Source organism: Okeania sp. SIO1H4 (assembly GCF_010672695.1).
In the GTDB taxonomy this organism is placed as follows: domain Bacteria; phylum Cyanobacteriota; class Cyanobacteriia; order Cyanobacteriales; family Microcoleaceae; genus Okeania; species Okeania hirsuta.
On the sequence record NZ_JAAHGB010000013.1, the window covers coordinates 85783 to 105637 of the forward strand.

A 19855-nucleotide genomic window follows, 5' to 3' on the forward strand; every position below is an offset into this window, starting at 1 on the left:
AGAAAGGAGAAAGGAAGGATGAGAGTAGGAAAAAATCTTGGAATATTCCAGCATTTTATCTCTGCATTAAATCGAAGTAGATCGACAAAACAGAAATCATATTGCAATCAAATCATTTTATTTAGCTTCTAGGCAGAGCCAAATTCTTAATTCCAAAATACACTAAATTTTACTTTTGAGCAATCAAGGCTGTATTGTTTATCTATCAAGATTTTCAGCTTTTTCTAGAGGGGTAGGAAATAGAGGTGCGATAACTACGTTTAGCTGCGCTATCGCTTCTTTTTTTGCCCTAAATTACACCCTAAAAAGGGATGTTGAACTAATTTTTCTAATTTGATTTTAAATAACTAATGTTTAATTTAATTTTTGATAAATTTTAATTATTTGAGTATTTGTAGCTACTTATCCAAGACATAGACAAGTTTAAATAAGTCAAAATAATAGTAATTATAAATAATGCTCATACTTGTATCTGGATTTTTTTCCTGATTGACAAAGAAGTTAGTGGGACTTATTCCATTTCTCAAAAACTTTTCAACCCATATCTTGAGCAGGGGAGTGGGGGAGTGGGGTAGAAGTAAACATAATAATAATTAAAAAAGCGATCAGCACTCAGCACTCAGCAAGATCATTTTTGTAAAGTTTATCAGGGGATTTCAACCCCTCCTAAACAATCCTGGGCAACAGTTGCAGGGGACTTTGACCCAGAGTTCTAAAAGCTGATAGCTAGTGCCACTACGCGGAAGTTAAAAGTCTAGTATTTAAAAGTCAATCATTTTTGATTTGTAATTGTTTTAGGATTTTGTAACTGGTCAGTTATTTCCGCTATCCTGCACTAGTTGATATAGCAATTACCAAGAAGCGTGAGGTACAAAATTCGTTTGTTTTAGACATCTCCAGAAAATAGGGAATAGGGAGTAGGGAGTAGGGGGAAATAATTGATGATTTATGTATGATAATTGATTTGATTTTTGATTATTGGAGATGTCTTTTAGGCAACAGCTCATCTGGCAATAGGCAACAGGCAATAGTTAAGTAAAGATAAGAGTGTACCTCACTCTTACTGAGAAACCCTATATCATTTCCAGATAATTAATAGATATAGTCATTCCAGTTAAGATTGAGACAAGGGTTTCTTACCTTGAAAGAGTTTCAGCTAAAAAAGTGTTCCAGTCTTATTCAGAATGACTATATCTCCAGAAAATAAACTTGCCCTTTTTTTAACATCAGCTAGAGTTGTAAAATTCACTTCCCTAAATCATTTTTCGTACCTTTTTCCTAAAAATCTCTTCCCTGTTGCCTTTCGGAGCTGTTGCCTACTATGCGCAAAAAGTCTATATCTTTTTCACCAGATGTCTAATGACAAAAAAACTTTCTCCTCTTTATACCTGAAAACTTTCTATTCTTTCTTCCTAATTCCTAATTTCTAACTCCTGACTTCTGACTCCTTCCTATAACTATTCAACCGGACATAATATTACTAATGGCAAAATATAGACTCTCTCAACAACACCTGAATCTACTTACAACTTGCCCCCGTAAATTTCAACATCTCTATCTTGATAATCTGAGCGTACCAACAACACCAGCACAACAAGAAAGACTAAATTGGGGTAGTCAGTTTCACTTATTAATGCAGCAAAGAGAACTAGGATTACCAATAGAATCTTTAATGTTAGAAAATCAAGAAATGCAGTACTGTTTTGAAATTTTTTTTCAAGCAGCACCAGAAATATTAAATCCTGAAACTCAAGATAATATAATTTTACGTCAAGCTGAACATAGTCTTAGTATTAATTTTAATGATTATATATTGACGGTTATTTATGATTTATTGATTGCCGATATTCAACAAGCACAAATTTTTGATTGGAAAACTTATAGCTTTCCTCAAAATCAAACAAAGTTAGCTCAAAATTGGCAAACACGCTTATATCTTTACACTCTAGTTGAAACTAGCAAATATTTGCCAGATGCAGTTTCGATGACCTATTGGTTTATCGAACCAAAAAGTCAAAAGTTACCTGCTAAACTAAAATTTTCTTATAATCAACAGGCACACAAAAAAACTGAGCGAGATTTAAAGCAAATATTATATCGATTAAATGATTGGTTAAAAAATTATCAGGAAAAGGGTGAAGAATTTCCTCAAGTTCAGAAGATTGAACATTGTCATTCTTGTCAATTTACTACTCGCTGTCAGAATTTTTTAGAAGTTCAGGACAAAGAAGTAGATGTTCAGTCTACATTTGCTTCTGCTGACTTAATATTAAGTATAGATAGTATTCCAGAAATATCAATTTAGCTGAAAATTATTGAATTAAATTCTAGGTACAATTCCATAGAAATAATACCAAATCCGGTTATTAAAAACATTTTATAGGATGTAAGATTCAAACCTCTCCTCATCTCCCCTACAACTTGTCTCTCCATCTACATCAAAGGATGCTTTATAAACAGGATTTAGTATGAGCTTAAAAATTGCTCCAGTCACTATAGAAATTATTTTTTGGTAAAATATAATAGTTATTACTATATTTAGTCAGACACTCCCTGTATAGCTCTAATTTTGAATTTGGTATAAAATAAGTAAAAAAGAAAGCAATGCTTCTGGAGAAGTTTAACATTTAATAGAAAAAAAAGACTTTATTATTATCTCAAAATCAAAAAGTTTGTGTGTAAGTGATACCTAAGTCATACTCATTGTAACTTATTGCAGCTTTTGTCAATTGAATGAGAGATTGGGTGAAAATTTGGGACTTTAGGAAAAAGGGCTTGAACAGAGAGTAATAGTTAAAGTTTACTCCTTTGTAGTTCACCTTAAGTCAACACAAAAAGTATCATTCGATGTATAAGATACTTCACTCCACCTGCATAAGAAGCTTGATAATATTTATGATTATTTATTATCAGTAATTTATAAATTTAAAAGTAATCGGCTTATTAGTTAAAATATTATGTCATCAAAAATACTTGTTGTAGATGATGAGCCTGATTTTGAATCGCTGATCGTCCGTAACTTTAGAAAAAAAATCAAACAAAAAGAACTAGAGTTTATTTTTGCTAGAAATGGTGTAGAAGCATTAGAAATATTGTCAGAAGAATTGAAGATAGATATCGTATTAACTGATATTAATATGCCTTTAATGGATGGATTAACTTTATTAGATAATATTCAAGATAAATATCCTGATATTAAAGCAGTAATTATTTCTGCTTATGACGATATGGAAAAAATTAGGTCGGCAATGAATAGAGGTGCTTTTGATTTCTTGACTAAACCTATAGATTTTGAAGATTTAGAAATTACGATAAAAAAAACATTAGAAAATGTTAGACAACTCAAAGAAAATAAACGTTTAAAACAAGAAAAAGATGAAGCACAAGCAGCAAACCGAGCAAAAAGTGTGTTTCTAGCAAATATGAGTCATGAATTACGAACACCATTAAACGCGATTATTGGCTATAGTGAAATTTTATTAGAAGATGCTCGGGATTTAGGTTATGAAGACTTTGTTCACGACCTTGATAATATTCATACTGCGGGAAGACATTTATTAACAATAATAAATGATATTCTCGACCTTTCAAAAATTGAAGCAGGTAAAATGGATGTCCACTTGGAAAGTTTCAAGATAATGGCATTAATTGAAAATGTCGTAGCTACTATTCAACCATTAATTGAGCAAAATAGTAATACATTAGAAATTATCTGCGAAGATCATCAGGAATTAATAGTAGCTGACCCTAATAAAATGCGCCAAGTGATTTTAAATCTTCTGAGCAATGCAGCGAAGTTTACAGAAAATGGCAACATTAGTTTGAAGGTTAAAATTATTAGCAATGATGAATATTGTACTGTTCAAAGTGAGGAATTGACCCCTAAGAAAATGTTGATTTTAAGTGTTGCTGATACTGGTATAGGTATATCAGAAAATCAAATGAATGTTTTATTTAAACCATTTACTCAAGCTGATAATTCAACTACACGGAAATATGGAGGTACTGGTTTGGGTTTAGTTATTAGTCGTCACTTTTGTAAAATGATGGGTGGGGATATTGGTGTAGTGAGTGAAGTTAATAAAGGTTCAATATTTACTGTAAAAGTTCCTTTTATCAAAGAACAATTTATCGACGAAGAATTATTTTATTGAAGAAGGTATTCAACAATTAATAATTAATAATTAATAATTAATAATTATTAATTATTATCTCTCCTTGAAAAGAAGAGGATTGACCCGAAGTATTTTTTTTATTCTCTTTCTCGATTGGAGATGGCGACGATAATCCGTCATCCCACCCTTCGGGAAGCTGCGCTAACGACCGCTTTTTATCTCCTTAAAATAGAGGCTTTAGACCACAATTTTCATGTAAAAATAGTGTTTTTTTACCCAGATTTTTCAGTACTAAGATGAAATACGAAAAATAAAATAACGCTAAAGTTACTTCACAAAAAATTAAAGTTGAGCAAGATAATAAAAGAGCAATTTTATATTAAATACAAGTAATTATGCCATCTTCCCATCAACCAATATCTGTAACAAATATCAGGGCTATTTCTAGAGTTGTTTCATTCTAAACTGTGCCATTTTATGTATTGACTAAACAACATTATTTCAATATTTAGGGAATTTATCTTTCCCTGTCTGAAAAGCAATAAATTAATTGCCAAAATCTAGAATGAAATGACCCTGGATCTATTTCATACAAGTATTTATATCATGTCTATTTAAATAACCCCAATAAAAAATTTAGGGAGTAGGGAGTAGAGAGTAGGGAAGAAGGAGAAATTTGTTTACCCAGCATTCGGACTGAAAAAATATTCCCTCTTAAGAGAAGAACATTTTTATTATGGCTAATTAATGAGACTTGATATTAGATGAATTTTTTTCATCTACTACCTAAAACCTACCACCTAATATTAAATCTGGTTGAATACTTATTATATAGTTGGCAGAGGTGGGGAGATGGGGAGATGGTCTGATTTAATATTGAATATTGAAGTGTGGATAGAATTATAAACATATACTTTATAACCAGATTCTATATAAAATCTAACACCTAAAACCTACCACCTAATACCTGACAAAGAACGGCAGTATAGTGACGATAAATTAAATTTATTAAAGATGTCTGAAACCAGAAATTATTGGCAAATTTATGCCTCCGATAATCCGCCAAATTCATTTGTTGAGATTATCAAAAATTATGCACCAAAATTATCAATAAAATATCTACCACAATTATTATGGCACCGTGGAATTAAAGATACTCAAAAATTAGCAGGTTTTTTAGACCCAAAACAATATCAACCCACTAATCCCTTTGAATTTGGCATCGAAATTAACAAAGCTATAGAAAGAATTATTGATGCTAAAAACAATCAAGAAAAAATTGCTATCTGGGGAGACTTTGATGCTGATGGTATTACCTCAACATCTGTACTTTGGGATGGATTAGGAGATTTTTTTCAGAAAAATCATCAATTAACTTATTACATTCCTAACAGATTTACAGAATCTCATGGTTTAAATATTCCTGGAATTGAACAGTTAGCAAAAAAAAATTATAGCTTAATAATTACCTGCGATACAGGTAGTACAAATATTGCCGAAATAGAATATGCAAATAACCAGGGAATAGACATAATTGTCACCGACCATCACACTCTACCCCCTCAACGTCCGCCCTTATTAGCTATTATTAATCCTCGTTATTTATCCCCCTCTCATCCCCTATATAATCTCTCCGGAGTTGGAGTAGCTTATAAATTAATAGAAGCACTTTATTTAACTCATCCAGAAATACCTAAACTACCCTTAAAAGAATTATTAGATTTAGTAGCCATTGGTTTAATTGCCGATCTAGTTCAACTAACAGAAGAAAGTCGATATTTAGCACAAATAGGAATTGAAAAATTAAGTACACAACTCCACAAAACCACCAGACCAGGAGTCGCCAAACTATTAGAATTATGTAAAAAAACAGGCGATCGCCCCACAGATATTTCCTTTGGTATTGGACCTCGAATTAACGCTGTAAGTAGAATCATCGGAGATGCCAGCTTTTGTGTAGAATTACTCACCAGTCGTGACCCCCAAAATTGTCAAAAACTCGCCATAGAAACCGAACTGGCCAACTCTAGGCGCAAATCCCTACAAAAAGAAGTAGTTCGAGACGTTACCCAAAAATTGACCAAACTAGACCTTTCTACCACTAACGTCATAGTTCTCACAGACCCTCAATGGCCTGTAGGTGTGTTAGGATTAGTAGCAGGTCAAATAGCTCAAGAATACAACCGTCCCACTATTTTGTTGACCGAGGAAACTGAGGCGGTCAAAAACTCTGAGGAACCATTATTAGCTCGTGGTTCCGCTCGTTCCTTTGGTCAAATAGACCTATACCAGTTAGTTAAAAATCAAGAACATTTATTACATAGGTTTGGAGGCCATCCTTTTGCTGCTGGCCTAAGCTTGCCAGTAGAAAATATCCCCATATTTACAGATGCTATTAATCAATTATTAGGACAAACATTAGGAACGACCGTTAACCAGACTTCAACAATAGAAGTAGATTTAATTGTGACTGTCTCTGAGTTGGGTAGAGATTTATTTCAAGAACTTAAACTTTTAGAACCCTGTGGAATGGGCAACCCTGTTCCTAAACTTTTAGTCCAAAATTGTAGGTTTAGTAATGTTTGGCACAGAAATCAAAAAGATTTAAACGGAAAAAAAGTTCAATATATCAAAACAGATTTTGAAATTTGGGATGAGTCTGGGGAGGAAGGGTTCCCTGGTGTTTGGTGGGGTCATTATAAAGATGAAATTCCTGAAGAAAAATGTGATGCTTTGGTAGAGTTAGACTTCAATGCCTATAAAAAACGTTATGAAGTTAGACTTATTGCCGTACAACCATCGCTCCAAAATACCCAGTTAAAAACATCAAATCTTGTAGATTGGATTTGGGACTGGCGTAATAGTCAGAGAATCGGTAATCTAGAAGAAATAAGAATTAATAGCCAAAAAGATTTTATTCTTCTCAAAGAATGTCCCACTAGCTGGAACGATTTACGAGTCTGGTTTCGGCGAGCAATAAATCAACAAAAGAAATTAGCGATCGCCTACTCACAACCTCCTATTGTCCCTCCGACAGATATCTGGCAACAACTTTTGGGTATTTCTAAATATCTCAGTCGTACAGCTAAACCTGTCACCCGTTATCAACTCCTAAAAAAATTAGGTATTGGTGATACTACTCTCAAATTAGGTTTTCAAGTATTACAATATTTATGTTTTAATGTCAAGTATAAAGACCAAGCATTTTACATAACTCAAAATCAAATCAAAAACCAAAAATCAGAAACTCAATCCCAAATAATCGGAAAATTCCTAGCAGCAATATCAGAAGAACAATTTCGGCAAAAATACTTCTGTGAAGTACCATTAAAAACAATAGAAGCGATCGCAGCTCAGACAATCTTAGAAGATACTACGATCTCTATTCCCTTTTAGTGCCGCTACGCGGAAGTCAAAAGTCAGCGGAAGTCAAAACTCAAAAGTCAAAAGCGAGTGTGTAATTCTGAGGGGACCTCAGAATGTAAGACACACTCAAGACAGTCAAAAGTATTGATTGGTAAAGCTCTTAGGATTTTGTAACTGGTTAGTTATTTCTGCCATCCTGCAATAGTGGACTGACACACATTAGATGTGGAGATGGGGAGATGGGGAGATGGGGAGATGGGGAGATGGGGAGATGGGGGGAGTGTGGGGGCAAAAAATTTATCTACAGTTCTCAAAAAAATGTATTTTTCAATACACTTTTCTCCTAAAAAAGTCGCCCCAATACCAATACATAACTCGTATATTTTGTCAATTTTTATGTTAAGAAAGATGTTTATAAAGCATAGCCTCTTAAGGGGATAATAAAGAAAATTTTCATTATTAGTCAATCCTCTTTTTTTCAAGGAGAGGTAATTATTAATTATTAATTAGGGCTTGCTGATTAAATCTAAAAGCATTGACATATAAAGATTTTAGCCTTTTTGGGTTTGAAAAAAGTGCCTGGTTTTCAGCTCTTGATGCTCATGCATGGAGCGTATTTTAGGCACATAGTTGGGCAGAACAATCTTGGGACAATTTTCCGACTACCTCCTCGCTCATTCCCATTTCTCCCCTCCTGGGAGGGGGAGGGGCGAGGGGTGGGTTGTCTCCTGTCTCCTGTCTCCTCCCCCTACTAAAAGACTTTTTCAGCAAACCCTAATTATTCATTATTCATTATTAATTGTTGAATTAACCCCCTATTATGCTCATCTGTCCCGAATGTGAGTTTGAAAACCCGAACCAGAATAAATTCTGTGAAAAATGTGGTACATCCCTAACCCACAAAAATTGTCATCAATGTGGAACACAAGTGTACTTGAGCGTTCGACAATGTCACAACTGTGGTGCTGATATAGCTCAAGTCTGGAAGGCAATTATAATTACTCAAGCAGAAGCTCTCCTCCCCAACTCACCTGAAATTAATCTCAAGGAAATGGGACAAGAAGAAGTAATCAGCGGAGCAAGTCCCCTGGCCAAAGATTCGGCGGAGTCAGCAGCAGATGTCATTACAGAAGAACCCGAAGAGATTTTAGAATCCTCCGAACCTTTGGAGCCAAAAATAGAAATCGATCTACAACCTGCTGCCGAAGTAGAATCAGAAGATACTTTACCAGAAACAATAACTGAAGTTGACGATCGATGCCAAAAATTAGAGGAGTTAGATAATTCTGAATCAATTACCGCAGACATTCTCAGTCCAATGTCTGAAGCAGCAAACACAGAGAATAAATTATCCTCAAATCCAAATGACGATCTAGAAAATTCCTCCACTGCATCAGAAAAATATTTAGATCCCCAACAGCGCTACCAACTATTGGAAACTATAACACCAACAAACCAAGGTGAAACAGTAGTAGTGCAAGTACTAGACTGTAACCCACTAGAACAAACCCCCCTCAAAGCTTGGTTGCGAAATAACTCCGGTAATTTTAGACCGCCCACTTCTAGCTCTCAAGAGAATGAATTATCGGGTTACCAAAATCAAGAAAGTCAATTCCCTACCTCAAACCAACAGGGAGAAGCAACGGAGATAGAAGCTTTGATTTTTCCCGCAATTGCTCAACCATATTTAACATTATATACCCAACTACCTCAACACTTTCCTACTGTTCAAGATAGTTGGCAGTCGCAAAACGAAGAAATATTACTTGTGGCAGACTACAGTAGTTTGCCATTATTAGTAAACCTTTGGGGAAGCGAAAACCTTTCCCAACTACAAATTCTATCCTGGTTGCAACAAATGACCGAACTTTGGGTAGCTCTAGCACCATGGCATTGTTGCCAAAGTATACTGGAATATGAAAATTTGCGGGTAAGTCAAACAGACAATAATTATATCAAATTGCAACGTCTGTACTCAAAACCTGGCGAGAGTGAAAATCTCCAAGATTTAATGAAATTCTGGCAATCGTTATTTGAGCAATCTCAACGGACACAGTTTGGTTGGGTAACAGCTTTAATGCAAGATTGGCGGGATGGTAAAATACAAACTATTGAAAAATTGCGATCATATCTAATGACTACTGAAGATAATTTACAACCCCAACCACCTCCTACATCAGGAACTACAATTTTGCAAACTGATGATGCTTCCCCGCAGAAAGTAGAAGATATAGAAACTCAAAACACTGAACTTTTGCCGATACAGTTGGTAAATTTGGAAAGTTCCGGAAAAAGTGATGTAGGTAGTCAAAGAGACCATAATGAAGACTCTTTTGGAATTCAAACTCAGATAGAAAACCAAGAAACACCTACAGAAAGAATTATTCAAGCTAAAGGACTTTATGTGCTCTGCGATGGTATGGGAGGGCACGCTAGCGGAGAAATAGCGAGTCAAGTAGCAGTAGACACTATTAAACAATACTTTAAAGTGGAAAGTAGTTGGTCTGTAGGTTTGCCCTCTGAAGAAATAATTCGCGAAGCAATTATACAGGCAAATAAGGTAATCTACGATATTAATCAACAAGAAGTCCGCTCTGGCAGTAGTCGGATGGGTACTACTTTAGTAATGGCAATGGTTTACGATACAAAAGTAGCTGTAGCTCATGTGGGTGATAGTCGTTTGTATCGCCTCTCTCGTCAGGGAGGGTTAGAGCAGATCACTCTAGACCATGAAGTAGGGCAAAGAGAAATTAATCGTGGAGTTGAACCAGAAATAGCTTATGGTCGCCCAGATGCTTATCAACTAACTCAAGCTTTAGGACCGCGAGATGAAAATTTTGTCAGACCTGATGTGCAATTTTTCGAGCTTGATGAGGATAGTCTAATAATCCTGGCATCTGATGGTTTAACAGATAATGATTTTCTGGAAAATAATTGGAAAAATCTCCTGGAACCTCTTTTAAACAAACAAGCTAATTTAGAGTTGGGTGTAAACCAGTTAATTGATTTGGCAAATCAGTATAATGGTCATGATAATATTACAGCAATTGTGATTCGTGCTTTAGTGAAGCCACAAAAAAATTAGCAATACCGTTTCACGCTTAGTCAAAAGTCAGAAGTCAAAAGTGATATTTTAATTAATTAAAACCTTTATTATACAGTAATTTCAGCTTATTAGTTTACTTCATCAGTTACCGAAAAATTCGGTCTAAAGCCTCCCCTTATTAAAGGGATAAAAAAAGATAATATTCCTTATGTCAAGCCTTGTGCTTTCCTACGGAATGCTGCGCAAACAGCTAGAGGTACTGATAACTGATAACTGAAATAACCAACTATTTGTGACATTTTTTAAGTGAATTGGTATAGCAGTCGAAACAAAGGGGGCGGACATTTATAAAGGCTCAAACTAAGTTAGGGATTACTTTTAACTTTTAACTTTTAACTTTTAACTTTTAACTTTTGATTTTTGACTTTCGACTTTTATCTTGCGCGGATCGCTATATAAGTTATGCTTTTATAGTGCTACGCATTAAGGTTAAGACATTTCTAAACCCTGTTTCCTGACGGATTCCGCACCGAAAACCCTTTAACAGTTTACTATTCCCTATTCCCTATTTCCTATTCCCTAGCACGTAGCGCTATACAAAAAACTTGAAGTTCAAACATAGATTGTGATTAGGTTAACCCTCCTAGACCCTCAAAAAAATACTCCTTTAAAAAATTGGGACTTTCAGAGTGAATCAATAATTAAGATTGGTCGCTCTCCTGATAATCAGGTTGTTTTATCTGATAGTTTAGTTTCACGATATCATCTGGAGCTACACAAAATACCAAAGTCCCAATCTGGAAATATTTGGCGATTAGTCAGTCAAGGTACAAATGGAACTTTTGTGAATGGAGTGTTGATGTCTCAGGGAATTATTTCTGATGGTTTCCTGATTCAGTTAGCCAGAGGTGGCCCTATTTTAAAGTTTCAGATTCAAGTTCCATCTGTTGCTAATGCTCCTCAACAATGTTGTTCTCGATCTAGTGATAACCCACCAGGAAACTTATTTTGTATTTATTGTGGAAAACCTATTACAGTTGAACGCAGCATCCGTCAGTATCAGGTGTTACGAATATTGGGTCAAGGTGGCATGGGTACTACCTATTTAGCTTGGGATCGTGATCGCAATAACTTACAGGTAGGCGCTTCTCCTGCTGCTGCTTTGGTGGTCTTAAAAGAAATGAATGCTGATATGGCTCAGATCCGCAAAGCTCAAGAATTATTTGAACGAGAAGCTAGAGCTTTGAAATCATTAAATCATTCAGGAATTCCTAAGTTTTTTGACTTTTTTGTTGAAGAAGACAAAAAATATTTGGCTATGGAGATGATTCACGGTCAGGATTTGGAAAAACGTATTTCTTTACAAGGACCGGTGTTACCAAAACAGGCAACTGAGTGGATGATTCAGACTTGCGAGGTTCTAGAATATATTCACTCACAAGATCCTCCACTGATTCACCGGGATATTAAACCTGCTAATCTTCTAGTGCGTCGTCGCGATAATCAGATAATAGTTCTAGATTTTGGGGCAGTCAAAGAGATTGGCACGCCTTTGGGTACGCGGATCGGCGCAGAAGGTTACAGTGCCCCCGAACAAGACCGCGGGCAACCTTTGACTCAATCCGATCTATATGCAGTGGGTGCAACTTCGATCTTTTTGTTGACTGCTCAAAGTCCGATGCACTTCTATGATAATCGTGGTAATGGTTATCGGTTTTATGTGGAAAATGTTCCCACTATTACACCACAACTAAGAAAGGTAATTGAAAAAGTTACCCAACCATTGCCTGGCGATCGCTATCAAACTGCTCTAGAGCTAGCAGATGCTTTAAAAGATTGCCTTTGAAGCACATCATCAATATTGGAATATCTCAATCTCACTATGTATAAGGGTTTTTGAGTTATTGGTAGAGATATAGCGCTACGTACAAGTCAGAAGCAATCCCTGACGCTCGTTTGAGTATTTATAATTGCCCTAATCTATTTGTGTAGTGCTATATTACAAAAAAACTTCTGAAAAAAAACAAATGTATTTAGATGTTTACTCAATGAACCGACTCAGAGTTAAGCTCAAAGAATTGACTGAGTTTGTTTGGTAAGTTGACAAGCTAAAGTTGTACTCAACCACATGGTACGCGCTTAAAAGTGAGCAATTATGTTCATGGGATTGAAACTCCGCGGGATCTATCCGCGTGGATTTTTAAGAGTCACAAACTTGCCATACTAAAGTCACTTCAAATGTAACCCTTAATGACATAAGTAAGGATTCCTCTAGTTTGTCCGGGGTAAACCCATTCAGGTTGCTTTTTATTCCTCACATTATAGCAAAAATATTCAAAATTTGCAATGTGCATGATTAATGGTTAAAATCATTACCCTAGTTTCCATCCAGCCGTTGATAGCGTAGCTCAGACCTAGGAAGCAACTTACTAGTTTCCCACTTACCGAAAGTTTATGATGAACTTAACTTGAGATGAGTCGTTCTGACATTAAACAACTAGCAGATTTTTTTTCTAATAAATCCTAATAAACCTGTATTCAGTTATTTAGTTATTAGTTTTAAAATTGCTTTGGTATCAATTTAGTTTCCTGATTACAGCCTTAGAAACCAAAAAGTTTTGTTTTATTTTTGTTTGATTTTGTAGTGCGATCGCCTAATTATTCTATACTTTCAGTCTTATTGCCTAGATGTTGGGGCTAATCGACTACATTCTACCAATTTCTATCGCTTAAACTCCAGAATTATTCACCCTCATCAGTCTTATTTGATTAGGAAATTAGACTAATCTTCTTCCCACACCTCTACAACCAAAATTTCACCTATTGGATCTTGCATAGAAAAATCAAAGTCTTGAAGTTGCTTTTTCCAATAAGGCCACTTATCCCCAAAAAGTAGGGCTATTTTCCAGATACTATCTGTTGGCTTGATTATATTAGATTCTACGAGGGAATTCACCTGACGCTGAAATTTTTCCATCTGGTGTATAACCTTTTGGCTCATAATACCTCTTAATTTTTTTAAATTCTTCTAGAAATTAACTCCCCGATTCTCACTTTTACCGATTCGTGGATTTTTTGTGCTTTTGGGTAAGTTACTTTCTAGATTTATAGTTTAACATACCTACTTTTGACAAGGTATTATAAGTAAAACTAAATAATTAAAAATCAATAGTGAGATTTTTTTATTAGAGTCAGTTATTACAAGTTTTTATACTTGAAAAAAAGTAAGTAATATGATATTAACTATAACTTTTATTATTAGATTTTTTTATAAAATGTAACATAAAATTATATATATATTCAGATAAATTTAGCCATATATGCTATCTCCTTATCTCCCTATCAATCACCAAACATTAAAGAAGCAGTCAGCGGTCAGTAATCAGCAATCAAGCAGATTTTTTTTGAGACACCCTCGTTTGCGGATGATTGCGGAACGGAAAGGAGATTTCAATTCCTCTGAAGGCCATTAGACTTATCGGAAGCCGGGGATTTTTACCCAGAGCTACTAAAAGCTGAAGCGTTTCAGCGCTAAAAGCTGATAGTTAGTTCAGTATTTTCAAGCATCAGGCTTCAACGATCGGCACTGAAGTCCGCAATTCCTCTGATAAGAGGCTAGCGTAGTTCTGACCTTAGAAGGCTAACTGTTAGCGTAGCTCCAAGCACAGGAGGCTAACTGAAATGACGTCATTGCATCTGTATACAATGAGACAAATTAGCTTACTTATAGCGGTTTTCACAAAGGTAGACTACAGAAAAATATAAGTATGTTTGAAGTTTGATAAGTTACAAACTTGATAGCTGTATTCTCTGTTAATGAAAACCGCTATAAATTAGACATCTCCAATAATAAAAACAGGACTTATATCATGTCCGGTAGCATCGGTCTTGTATAGCAAAGGTAAGGAAGAAGGAAGAAGGAAGAAGGAAGAAGGAAGAGGGAAGAAGGCTACCCTCGCAAGAAAAAACCATCATTTCCTGTAGATATTCACCCTTGGGTTTACACAAACGATATAAACGGACATGATATTACGCACGCATACAAAAATATACACCATTTGTAGGGGTCAACGGCCGTTAACCCCTACTATCTGTAGTGGTTATGGGTAAGTCCGGAAAAAATAAAATCAATCATTCCACTGTTATTCATCAATTCTTTCTGCCTGCTCCCTGCTCCCTGCTACCTACTCCCTACTCCCTCTTTTGCTGGAGATGTCTATTGTCCATTCAATGCCATCATGCGATCGTAAACATGACGAGACAGTTTGGGGAATATTTCCTCATCTCTGGCATAAGCAATATCTTCTGCAAAGATCGCCAGAATATAAATAGCCTTATCATCCAAAGTTCTCACAAATGCTACATCCATACGATGTTTGCTAGTGAAACCAACTTTAGAACCGAAATAAATTTTGCTAGGTAAAGATTCTCCGAGAAAACCTTTGATTCCATTGTAGGGGTCATTTTGCCATGCTTCGGGTCTTAAATCTCTGGTTAACAAATAAGCCATTCTTGTACTATATTGCCGTGAAACTGCCTGCCTGGTATATATTTCATAGATTAGTCTTGCTGCATGATCGGTTGAAATCAAATTTCTGAGAAACTTACCATCTTTCTTCCTGAGTTGGCGATCGCGACCGACTGGACCTTCTTGACTAGGAGAATATCGAGGATAATTTTTTGTACTAACTATTAAATTTTTATAACCTGCTTTATGAAAAAAATTGTTAACGGATTTTCTTTTGTCTAACCACTTTTCTAAATCTTTCCCTTCTAATTTACTCCCCGATTTAGTATCAGTAATTGCATCTAAAATTTTACTAGCAGAATCGTTATGAGATTTCTGCATCATTGCTCTCAAGTCTTCATGAAACTTAGATTCATCTTCAATTAAACCTTTTTTTACTGCCCCATAAAATGCAGCCATCCAAAATAATTTAGATACACTAGCAGGATACCTCACTTCTTGGCTTTGATATCCAGCAAATGTATGAACATCTTGGCTTCTAACATCTATTAAACTAATAGATAAAGGTTCTGTTGGTAGCCCTTTTTCTTCAGAAATTTTAACCAATTCATCAACTATTTCCTGTAGTTGAGGATTATAACGTAGAGGGGGTTGTCTACGAACATTGTAGGCAAATCCTAAGTCTTCTGGAGTTTGTTGAGGAACTGGGCGTACATAGGGTGGTACGAGAGTAGGTGATACTGAAGTTTGAGGAGTAGGTTGAGGGGTCTGTGAAGCTGTGCGACCTCTGAAAGGTAGGGTAATAACCCAGCTCGCGGTCATTAATATGGCGACTAATATGAGGATATTTTTATATTTTAACTGGGGTAATATTAGTTTTGTATTTTTAGTTTTAACTAGCCGACGTATTTTTACTGGACGTCGCTTGGCTACCCGATATGGTGGACGGACTCGATGAAATGTTTGGGGTGGTAACTTTTCTGCGTGCATTTGAATAATAAGAAATATAAGTAGTGGACTGAGACAGCTAAAATGGTGCCTGGCGACGGATTGTTAAATACTTTTCACAGCTTAATATTTTAGCCGTAATGGCGGACTCTATAATAATGAACTATTTTAGCTGTGTCATGGCAGTAGTAATAATTTTATTGGTTTTCAGGACTTTACTATAAATAGTGCTAAATTTTCAACTATGGCTGGGAAATTAATTTCAAGGCCATTAGTTATGATGGGAAAACAAGACAGTAAATTAGATTAATTTAATACCTGTTTTCGCAGGATTATTGACCAATCTGGCATTAATTTGATACTTGAAATTCAGGATGATTAAGGATACTGAAAAATTTTAAAATTTAGATTTTTTAGCATTAGCAAATGCCGCTGTTGCTGAAGATAATTTTATGAACCGCCAATGTCAAGGTTTGTAACTTATCCCTTGGGAATTATTTACAGAAAATGACATTTCAAATCCATCTACCCATTCTTGTCCTAGATAAAATTTTCCGTTTTCTGTAAAGTATGCGTATAATCGAGTAATCTGATGATTTTTTTCCCTAGTTATTCTAAAATTGCTGCTTCTCTTTGAAATCTGTCTTGTACGATTTGATAAATTTGAGGATTATTTACTATGGGTTTAAGTTGTTTAATCACGCATAGACGACCGGAGGGTATTTGAGTATCTTGGGCAATAAATGTTTCGCCAAATCCTCCACTTGCTAATGTTTTGATGATGCGATAACGGTTATTTAAAATCGTTTTGTCCATATACCCGTAATATTTTGGTCGTGAATAAAATCTTTTGGAATTAGGGAGCAGGAATAATAATTTCAGAGTTTTTATGTATTTTTAAATATCTCAAATTCATAACTTACAGATGAGGTACGAAAAACTAGAATTTCAGATAGCTTTCCGTTCCGGAATACTCCGCAAATCCTGTCAGTCGCAATGACGAAAATAGGTTGTACTGCGTAATCCCTAAAATTAAAAAAATCTGAAACTATGGCCATTCATTGATTGATACCTTCTTTGCCTAAAAAATCTTTCCTGTCTAAATTTGAGGCTATTCAATCGCACTATTTTGTATAGTAAAATTTATCAAAAATCATGCTACCCTGGGAAGGTCATCATTTCAATTATCAGTTATCAGTTATACAAATTCCCATGCATTAATGCTTAACTGAGGTAACACTTCAGTTATTAAGTAATTAAAAAGGGCGCATGGAACCTTTTTGGTAATTAGCAGCCAAGTTAATATTAATTATTATTATACTTACTTCTCCCTCACTCCTCTACTCCCCTACTCAATAAAATGGGGTGCATCTCATATTTGCAAAATACTTTTTTCCTATATATTCCCTATTCCCTATTGCCTGTTGCCTAAAAGCAATAAAATTTTGGCTTTATTCAAAATTGAGATTTACCCATAAAATGTAGAGTAGAAAGGTTTTTGAGAAATGGTATTATCAGTACCGACCGCTGAAACCAGAGCCTTGAAATGAGGTTTAAGACCTTATTTTTTGTCAAAATAACAGAGATTAGTAAACAATCAAATTAAGTAAATAAATAGTATTTATAAATATGAAATTTAAGTATAGCAAAATTTTTAATAATTGACATAAGTCCTACTACCAAAACTATTCAGAAAATGGAAAGATTTTGCCAGGTTTTTATGAGTAGTTGACAATTATATATTAAATTTGTTTTAATAAAAAAAGTATACATTTAATTATTAAGAATTCTTTATATGCCTCAAGCAAATTACTCCATAAATCTAAGATAACCTGGTTGGTCTAGATGCTGGTGTCAAATACCAAGAGACAAACTCTAGACCAACCTTTGGAGGTTATAATGGATTCCATCATGTCGAAATCTGGGTCTGTAACGCTTATCAAGCAGCATTTTATTACTAAACACACATGGGTTTCCAACCAATTGCCTATAAGGGTTTGGAAACTGGCGATCGTGAATACACTTCCCACGTTTTGCATGCAGGTCAAGTCACCCTTGTTCTTACATCTCCGTTAAACCCAGGAGAGACAAAAATCAATCAGTTTTTAACCCAATATGGCGATGCAGTTTATGATGTAGCTTTTAGTGTAGAAAATGCTCAAGCAACTTATGAATATGCAATTTCACAAGGAGCAAAGAGTGTTTCTCTGCCTAGAGCTTTCAAAGATGAGGAAGCTATCGGTTTCTGTAGATGTTATGCAGGAGTTAGATATAGTCATTGATTTCGATGAAAAAGGTTACATTCTGCAAATTTCTACTCGCCCGTTGCAAGCTCGTCCTACTTTATTTTTTGAGTTTATGCAACGCAACAATTATAATGGCTTTGGTGCAGGTAACTTTAAGTCTTTGTTTGGGGCAATTGAAGCACAACACAAATTACGTGGAACACTATTTATGATTTGATTTAGTATTAGTTAAAGGCAACAGCTCATCTGGCAATAGGGAAGGCATATGATGGAGACGGACAGTCTGAAAACACTTAAGGTGTTTTTAGTAGTCAGGAGCAATCAAATCTATTCTTTTAGTCAAATAGATCTTATAGATATTAAAATAATTTAATAGCATAGCTTTGCTGTATTTATAACATTCTTTTTTCAAGCTGGTATTAGTTAAAGAAATATTATGTGTAAAATTTTTCAATCACTCTTAATTATTAATAAAATTCTTAATTTCACCCTTGGTATCAGAACTAATTCTAATCAGAAGAGGAAAGTTATGGCCAACAAGTAAACTCAGGTTTTTTCTCAATGCGTCAAGTTGTAGAAGCTAGCTGAGAAAATTTCTAATTTATCATTTTCTTTGTGGGTTTAATACCCCACCGTCTACACGGTGTTCAAAATTACTTGGGGTGAGAATCCCCATGTAATTTTCCTCCTGTCTCCTGTCTCCTGTCTCCTGTCTCCTTCTTCAATGAATTGATTAATACTAATATGGCCACTTTTAACCAAGGACAACAAAAATAATAGTTTTTTTTCTTAAGCACCCCAAGCATAATTAATGCTTCATCCAACCAGCAATCAGAACTCATATTCAACGTCTCTTCTCTTCTGACCCAATTTCATGTTTAATAATGTATAGCATATTGGTAGCTAATTTAGTACAGCTTAATCTTAATCCTAGTTAAGCAATTCGCTGAACATCTAAGAACTATGTACTTCATTAAGTCCAAACTGCTATGAATTTTAGATCATTTGAAAATAAAATATAGTAGCTAGCCAGGGAAATAGAAATGAATTTATGTATTGACCAAAGAAGAGGCGACTTTAACCTGAGGTTTTCTCATCTATTTTGGGCAATTGTAAAATATGCTCATGTTAAGTCAATTTAGTCAGTTGATTTAAACTGGCGTAAGTCTTTGATTATTGGCAAAATTCATTCTTATACTACCTTAATTTATGGATATTTATCCTTAATTTTTTGTGATTTAAAAATGAATTTTCTGCAAAAAAATAACAATTAATTAGTTAATTTTCATGTTAGAAGCTTGTATATTTTCAACCATATTATGTGGATTTTTCGGCATCATTTTTAAGAAAAATCTGGTGATGAAAATCATATCAATGGATATTATGAGTACGGGAGTTATTGCCTATTATGTGCTAATAGCATCCCTAGATGGTTTGTTTACACCAATTGCCGACGAAACCAAAAATGTTGCTTATTCCGACCCCGTTCCCCAGGCAGTTATCTTAACAGCAATTGTAATTGGTTTTTCAATTCAAGCTTTGATGTTGGTGGGTGTGATGAAGTTGGCAAAAGATAATCCCACTTTGGAAACTAGCGCAATCGAAGAAAATAACACACCATCATGACCAAAAAATTAGGTCTCAAGTCTCCCCTTTTCAAGGATGA

General features: G+C 35.0%; 13 protein-coding genes. 8 read left to right on the forward strand and 5 right to left on the reverse strand.

From position 1 onward, the window contains the following. The first annotated feature begins 1483 nt into the window (after window positions 1-1483). The 3 genes from F6K06_RS12745 to recJ all read left to right on the forward strand — a co-directional run bounded on the left by F6K06_RS12745 (window position 1484) and on the right by recJ (window position 7511). Window positions 1484-2305 (forward strand): PD-(D/E)XK nuclease family protein, encoded by an 822-nt coding sequence (locus F6K06_RS12745; RefSeq protein WP_124154163.1) that lies wholly within the window; start codon window positions 1484-1486, stop codon window positions 2303-2305. Between the two features lie 652 nt (window positions 2306-2957). Next, window positions 2958-4154 (forward strand): response regulator, encoded by a 1197-nt coding sequence (locus F6K06_RS12750; protein ID WP_240041528.1) that lies wholly within the window; start codon window positions 2958-2960, stop codon window positions 4152-4154. Between the two features lie 975 nt (window positions 4155-5129). Then, the gene (recJ, locus tag F6K06_RS12755; RefSeq protein WP_124144503.1) at window positions 5130-7511 is read left to right on the forward strand and encodes a single-stranded-DNA-specific exonuclease RecJ; all 2382 of its coding nucleotides are present in this window, start codon (window positions 5130-5132) and stop codon (window positions 7509-7511) included. A 588-nt stretch (window positions 7512-8099) separates the two neighbouring features. Here the strand turns inward: recJ and F6K06_RS12760 are convergent. After that, window positions 8100-8252, reverse strand: coding sequence for a hypothetical protein (locus F6K06_RS12760; RefSeq protein ID WP_161564905.1), 153 nt, complete (start codon window positions 8250-8252; stop codon window positions 8100-8102). A 49-nt stretch (window positions 8253-8301) separates the two neighbouring features. Between F6K06_RS12760 and F6K06_RS12765 the strand changes: the two genes are divergently transcribed. Next, window positions 8302-10566 (forward strand): serine/threonine phosphatase, encoded by a 2265-nt coding sequence (locus F6K06_RS12765; protein WP_124144504.1) that lies wholly within the window; start codon window positions 8302-8304, stop codon window positions 10564-10566. A gap of 586 nt (window positions 10567-11152) precedes the next feature. Next, window positions 11153-12373 (forward strand): FHA domain-containing serine/threonine-protein kinase, encoded by a 1221-nt coding sequence (locus tag F6K06_RS12770; RefSeq protein ID WP_124144505.1) that lies wholly within the window; start codon window positions 11153-11155, stop codon window positions 12371-12373. A 936-nt stretch (window positions 12374-13309) separates the two neighbouring features. Here the strand turns inward: F6K06_RS12770 and F6K06_RS12775 are convergent. The 3 genes from F6K06_RS12775 to F6K06_RS33935 form a co-directional block, all read right to left on the reverse strand. After that, window positions 13310-13528, reverse strand: a complete 219-nt coding sequence (locus F6K06_RS12775) for a DUF4327 family protein (RefSeq protein WP_124144506.1) — start codon at window positions 13526-13528, stop codon at window positions 13310-13312. Between the two features lie 1215 nt (window positions 13529-14743). Further along, window positions 14744-15985 (reverse strand): serine hydrolase, encoded by a 1242-nt coding sequence (locus F6K06_RS12780; RefSeq protein WP_124143296.1) that lies wholly within the window; start codon window positions 15983-15985, stop codon window positions 14744-14746. Window positions 15986-16552: 567 nt separating this feature from the next. Further along, window positions 16553-16759 carry a hypothetical protein gene (locus F6K06_RS33935; protein WP_353734875.1) on the reverse strand — a complete coding sequence of 69 codons (207 nt, stop codon included), beginning with the start codon at window positions 16757-16759 and terminating at the stop codon, window positions 16553-16555. A gap of 1151 nt (window positions 16760-17910) precedes the next feature. Here F6K06_RS33935 and F6K06_RS12790 point away from each other — a divergent pair. Continuing rightward, the gene (locus F6K06_RS12790; protein WP_124143295.1) at window positions 17911-18225 is read left to right on the forward strand and encodes a VOC family protein; all 315 of its coding nucleotides are present in this window, start codon (window positions 17911-17913) and stop codon (window positions 18223-18225) included. Next, window positions 18200-18406, forward strand: a complete 207-nt coding sequence (locus F6K06_RS12795) for a hypothetical protein (RefSeq protein ID WP_161564332.1) — start codon at window positions 18200-18202, stop codon at window positions 18404-18406. The genes F6K06_RS12790 and F6K06_RS12795 overlap by 26 nt, the downstream gene beginning before the upstream one ends. A gap of 436 nt (window positions 18407-18842) precedes the next feature. On the opposite strand, the gene F6K06_RS12800 is transcribed toward F6K06_RS12795, so the two are convergent. Continuing rightward, the gene (locus F6K06_RS12800; protein WP_287241704.1) at window positions 18843-19031 is read right to left on the reverse strand and encodes a hypothetical protein; all 189 of its coding nucleotides are present in this window, start codon (window positions 19029-19031) and stop codon (window positions 18843-18845) included. 445 nt (window positions 19032-19476) lie between these two features. On the opposite strand from F6K06_RS12800, the gene F6K06_RS12805 reads away from it, so the two are divergent. Next, complete coding sequence (locus F6K06_RS12805; protein WP_124143293.1) at window positions 19477-19815, forward strand: cation:proton antiporter subunit C; 339 nt, start codon at window positions 19477-19479, stop codon at window positions 19813-19815. Window positions 19816-19855: the final 40 nt, after the last annotated feature.

Coding starts and splice junctions, on each gene's coding strand:
- F6K06_RS12745 (WP_124154163.1), top strand. CDS start 1,484: ATGGCAAAATATAGACTCTCTCAACAACACCTGAATCTACTTACAACT.
- F6K06_RS12750 (WP_240041528.1), top strand. CDS start 2,958: ATGTCATCAAAAATACTTGTTGTAGATGATGAGCCTGATTTTGAATCG.
- recJ (WP_124144503.1), top strand. CDS start 5,130: ATGTCTGAAACCAGAAATTATTGGCAAATTTATGCCTCCGATAATCCG.
- F6K06_RS12765 (WP_124144504.1), top strand. CDS start 8,302: ATGCTCATCTGTCCCGAATGTGAGTTTGAAAACCCGAACCAGAATAAA.
- F6K06_RS12775 (WP_124144506.1), bottom strand. CDS start 13,528: ATGAGCCAAAAGGTTATACACCAGATGGAAAAATTTCAGCGTCAGGTG.
- F6K06_RS12780 (WP_124143296.1), bottom strand. CDS start 15,985: ATGCACGCAGAAAAGTTACCACCCCAAACATTTCATCGAGTCCGTCCA.
- F6K06_RS33935 (WP_353734875.1), bottom strand. CDS start 16,759: ATGGACAAAACGATTTTAAATAACCGTTATCGCATCATCAAAACATTA.
- F6K06_RS12790 (WP_124143295.1), top strand. CDS start 17,911: ATGGGTTTCCAACCAATTGCCTATAAGGGTTTGGAAACTGGCGATCGT.
- F6K06_RS12795 (WP_161564332.1), top strand. CDS start 18,200: ATGCAGGAGTTAGATATAGTCATTGATTTCGATGAAAAAGGTTACATT.
- F6K06_RS12800 (WP_287241704.1), bottom strand. CDS start 19,031: ATGAGTTCTGATTGCTGGTTGGATGAAGCATTAATTATGCTTGGGGTG.
- F6K06_RS12805 (WP_124143293.1), top strand. CDS start 19,477: ATGTTAGAAGCTTGTATATTTTCAACCATATTATGTGGATTTTTCGGC.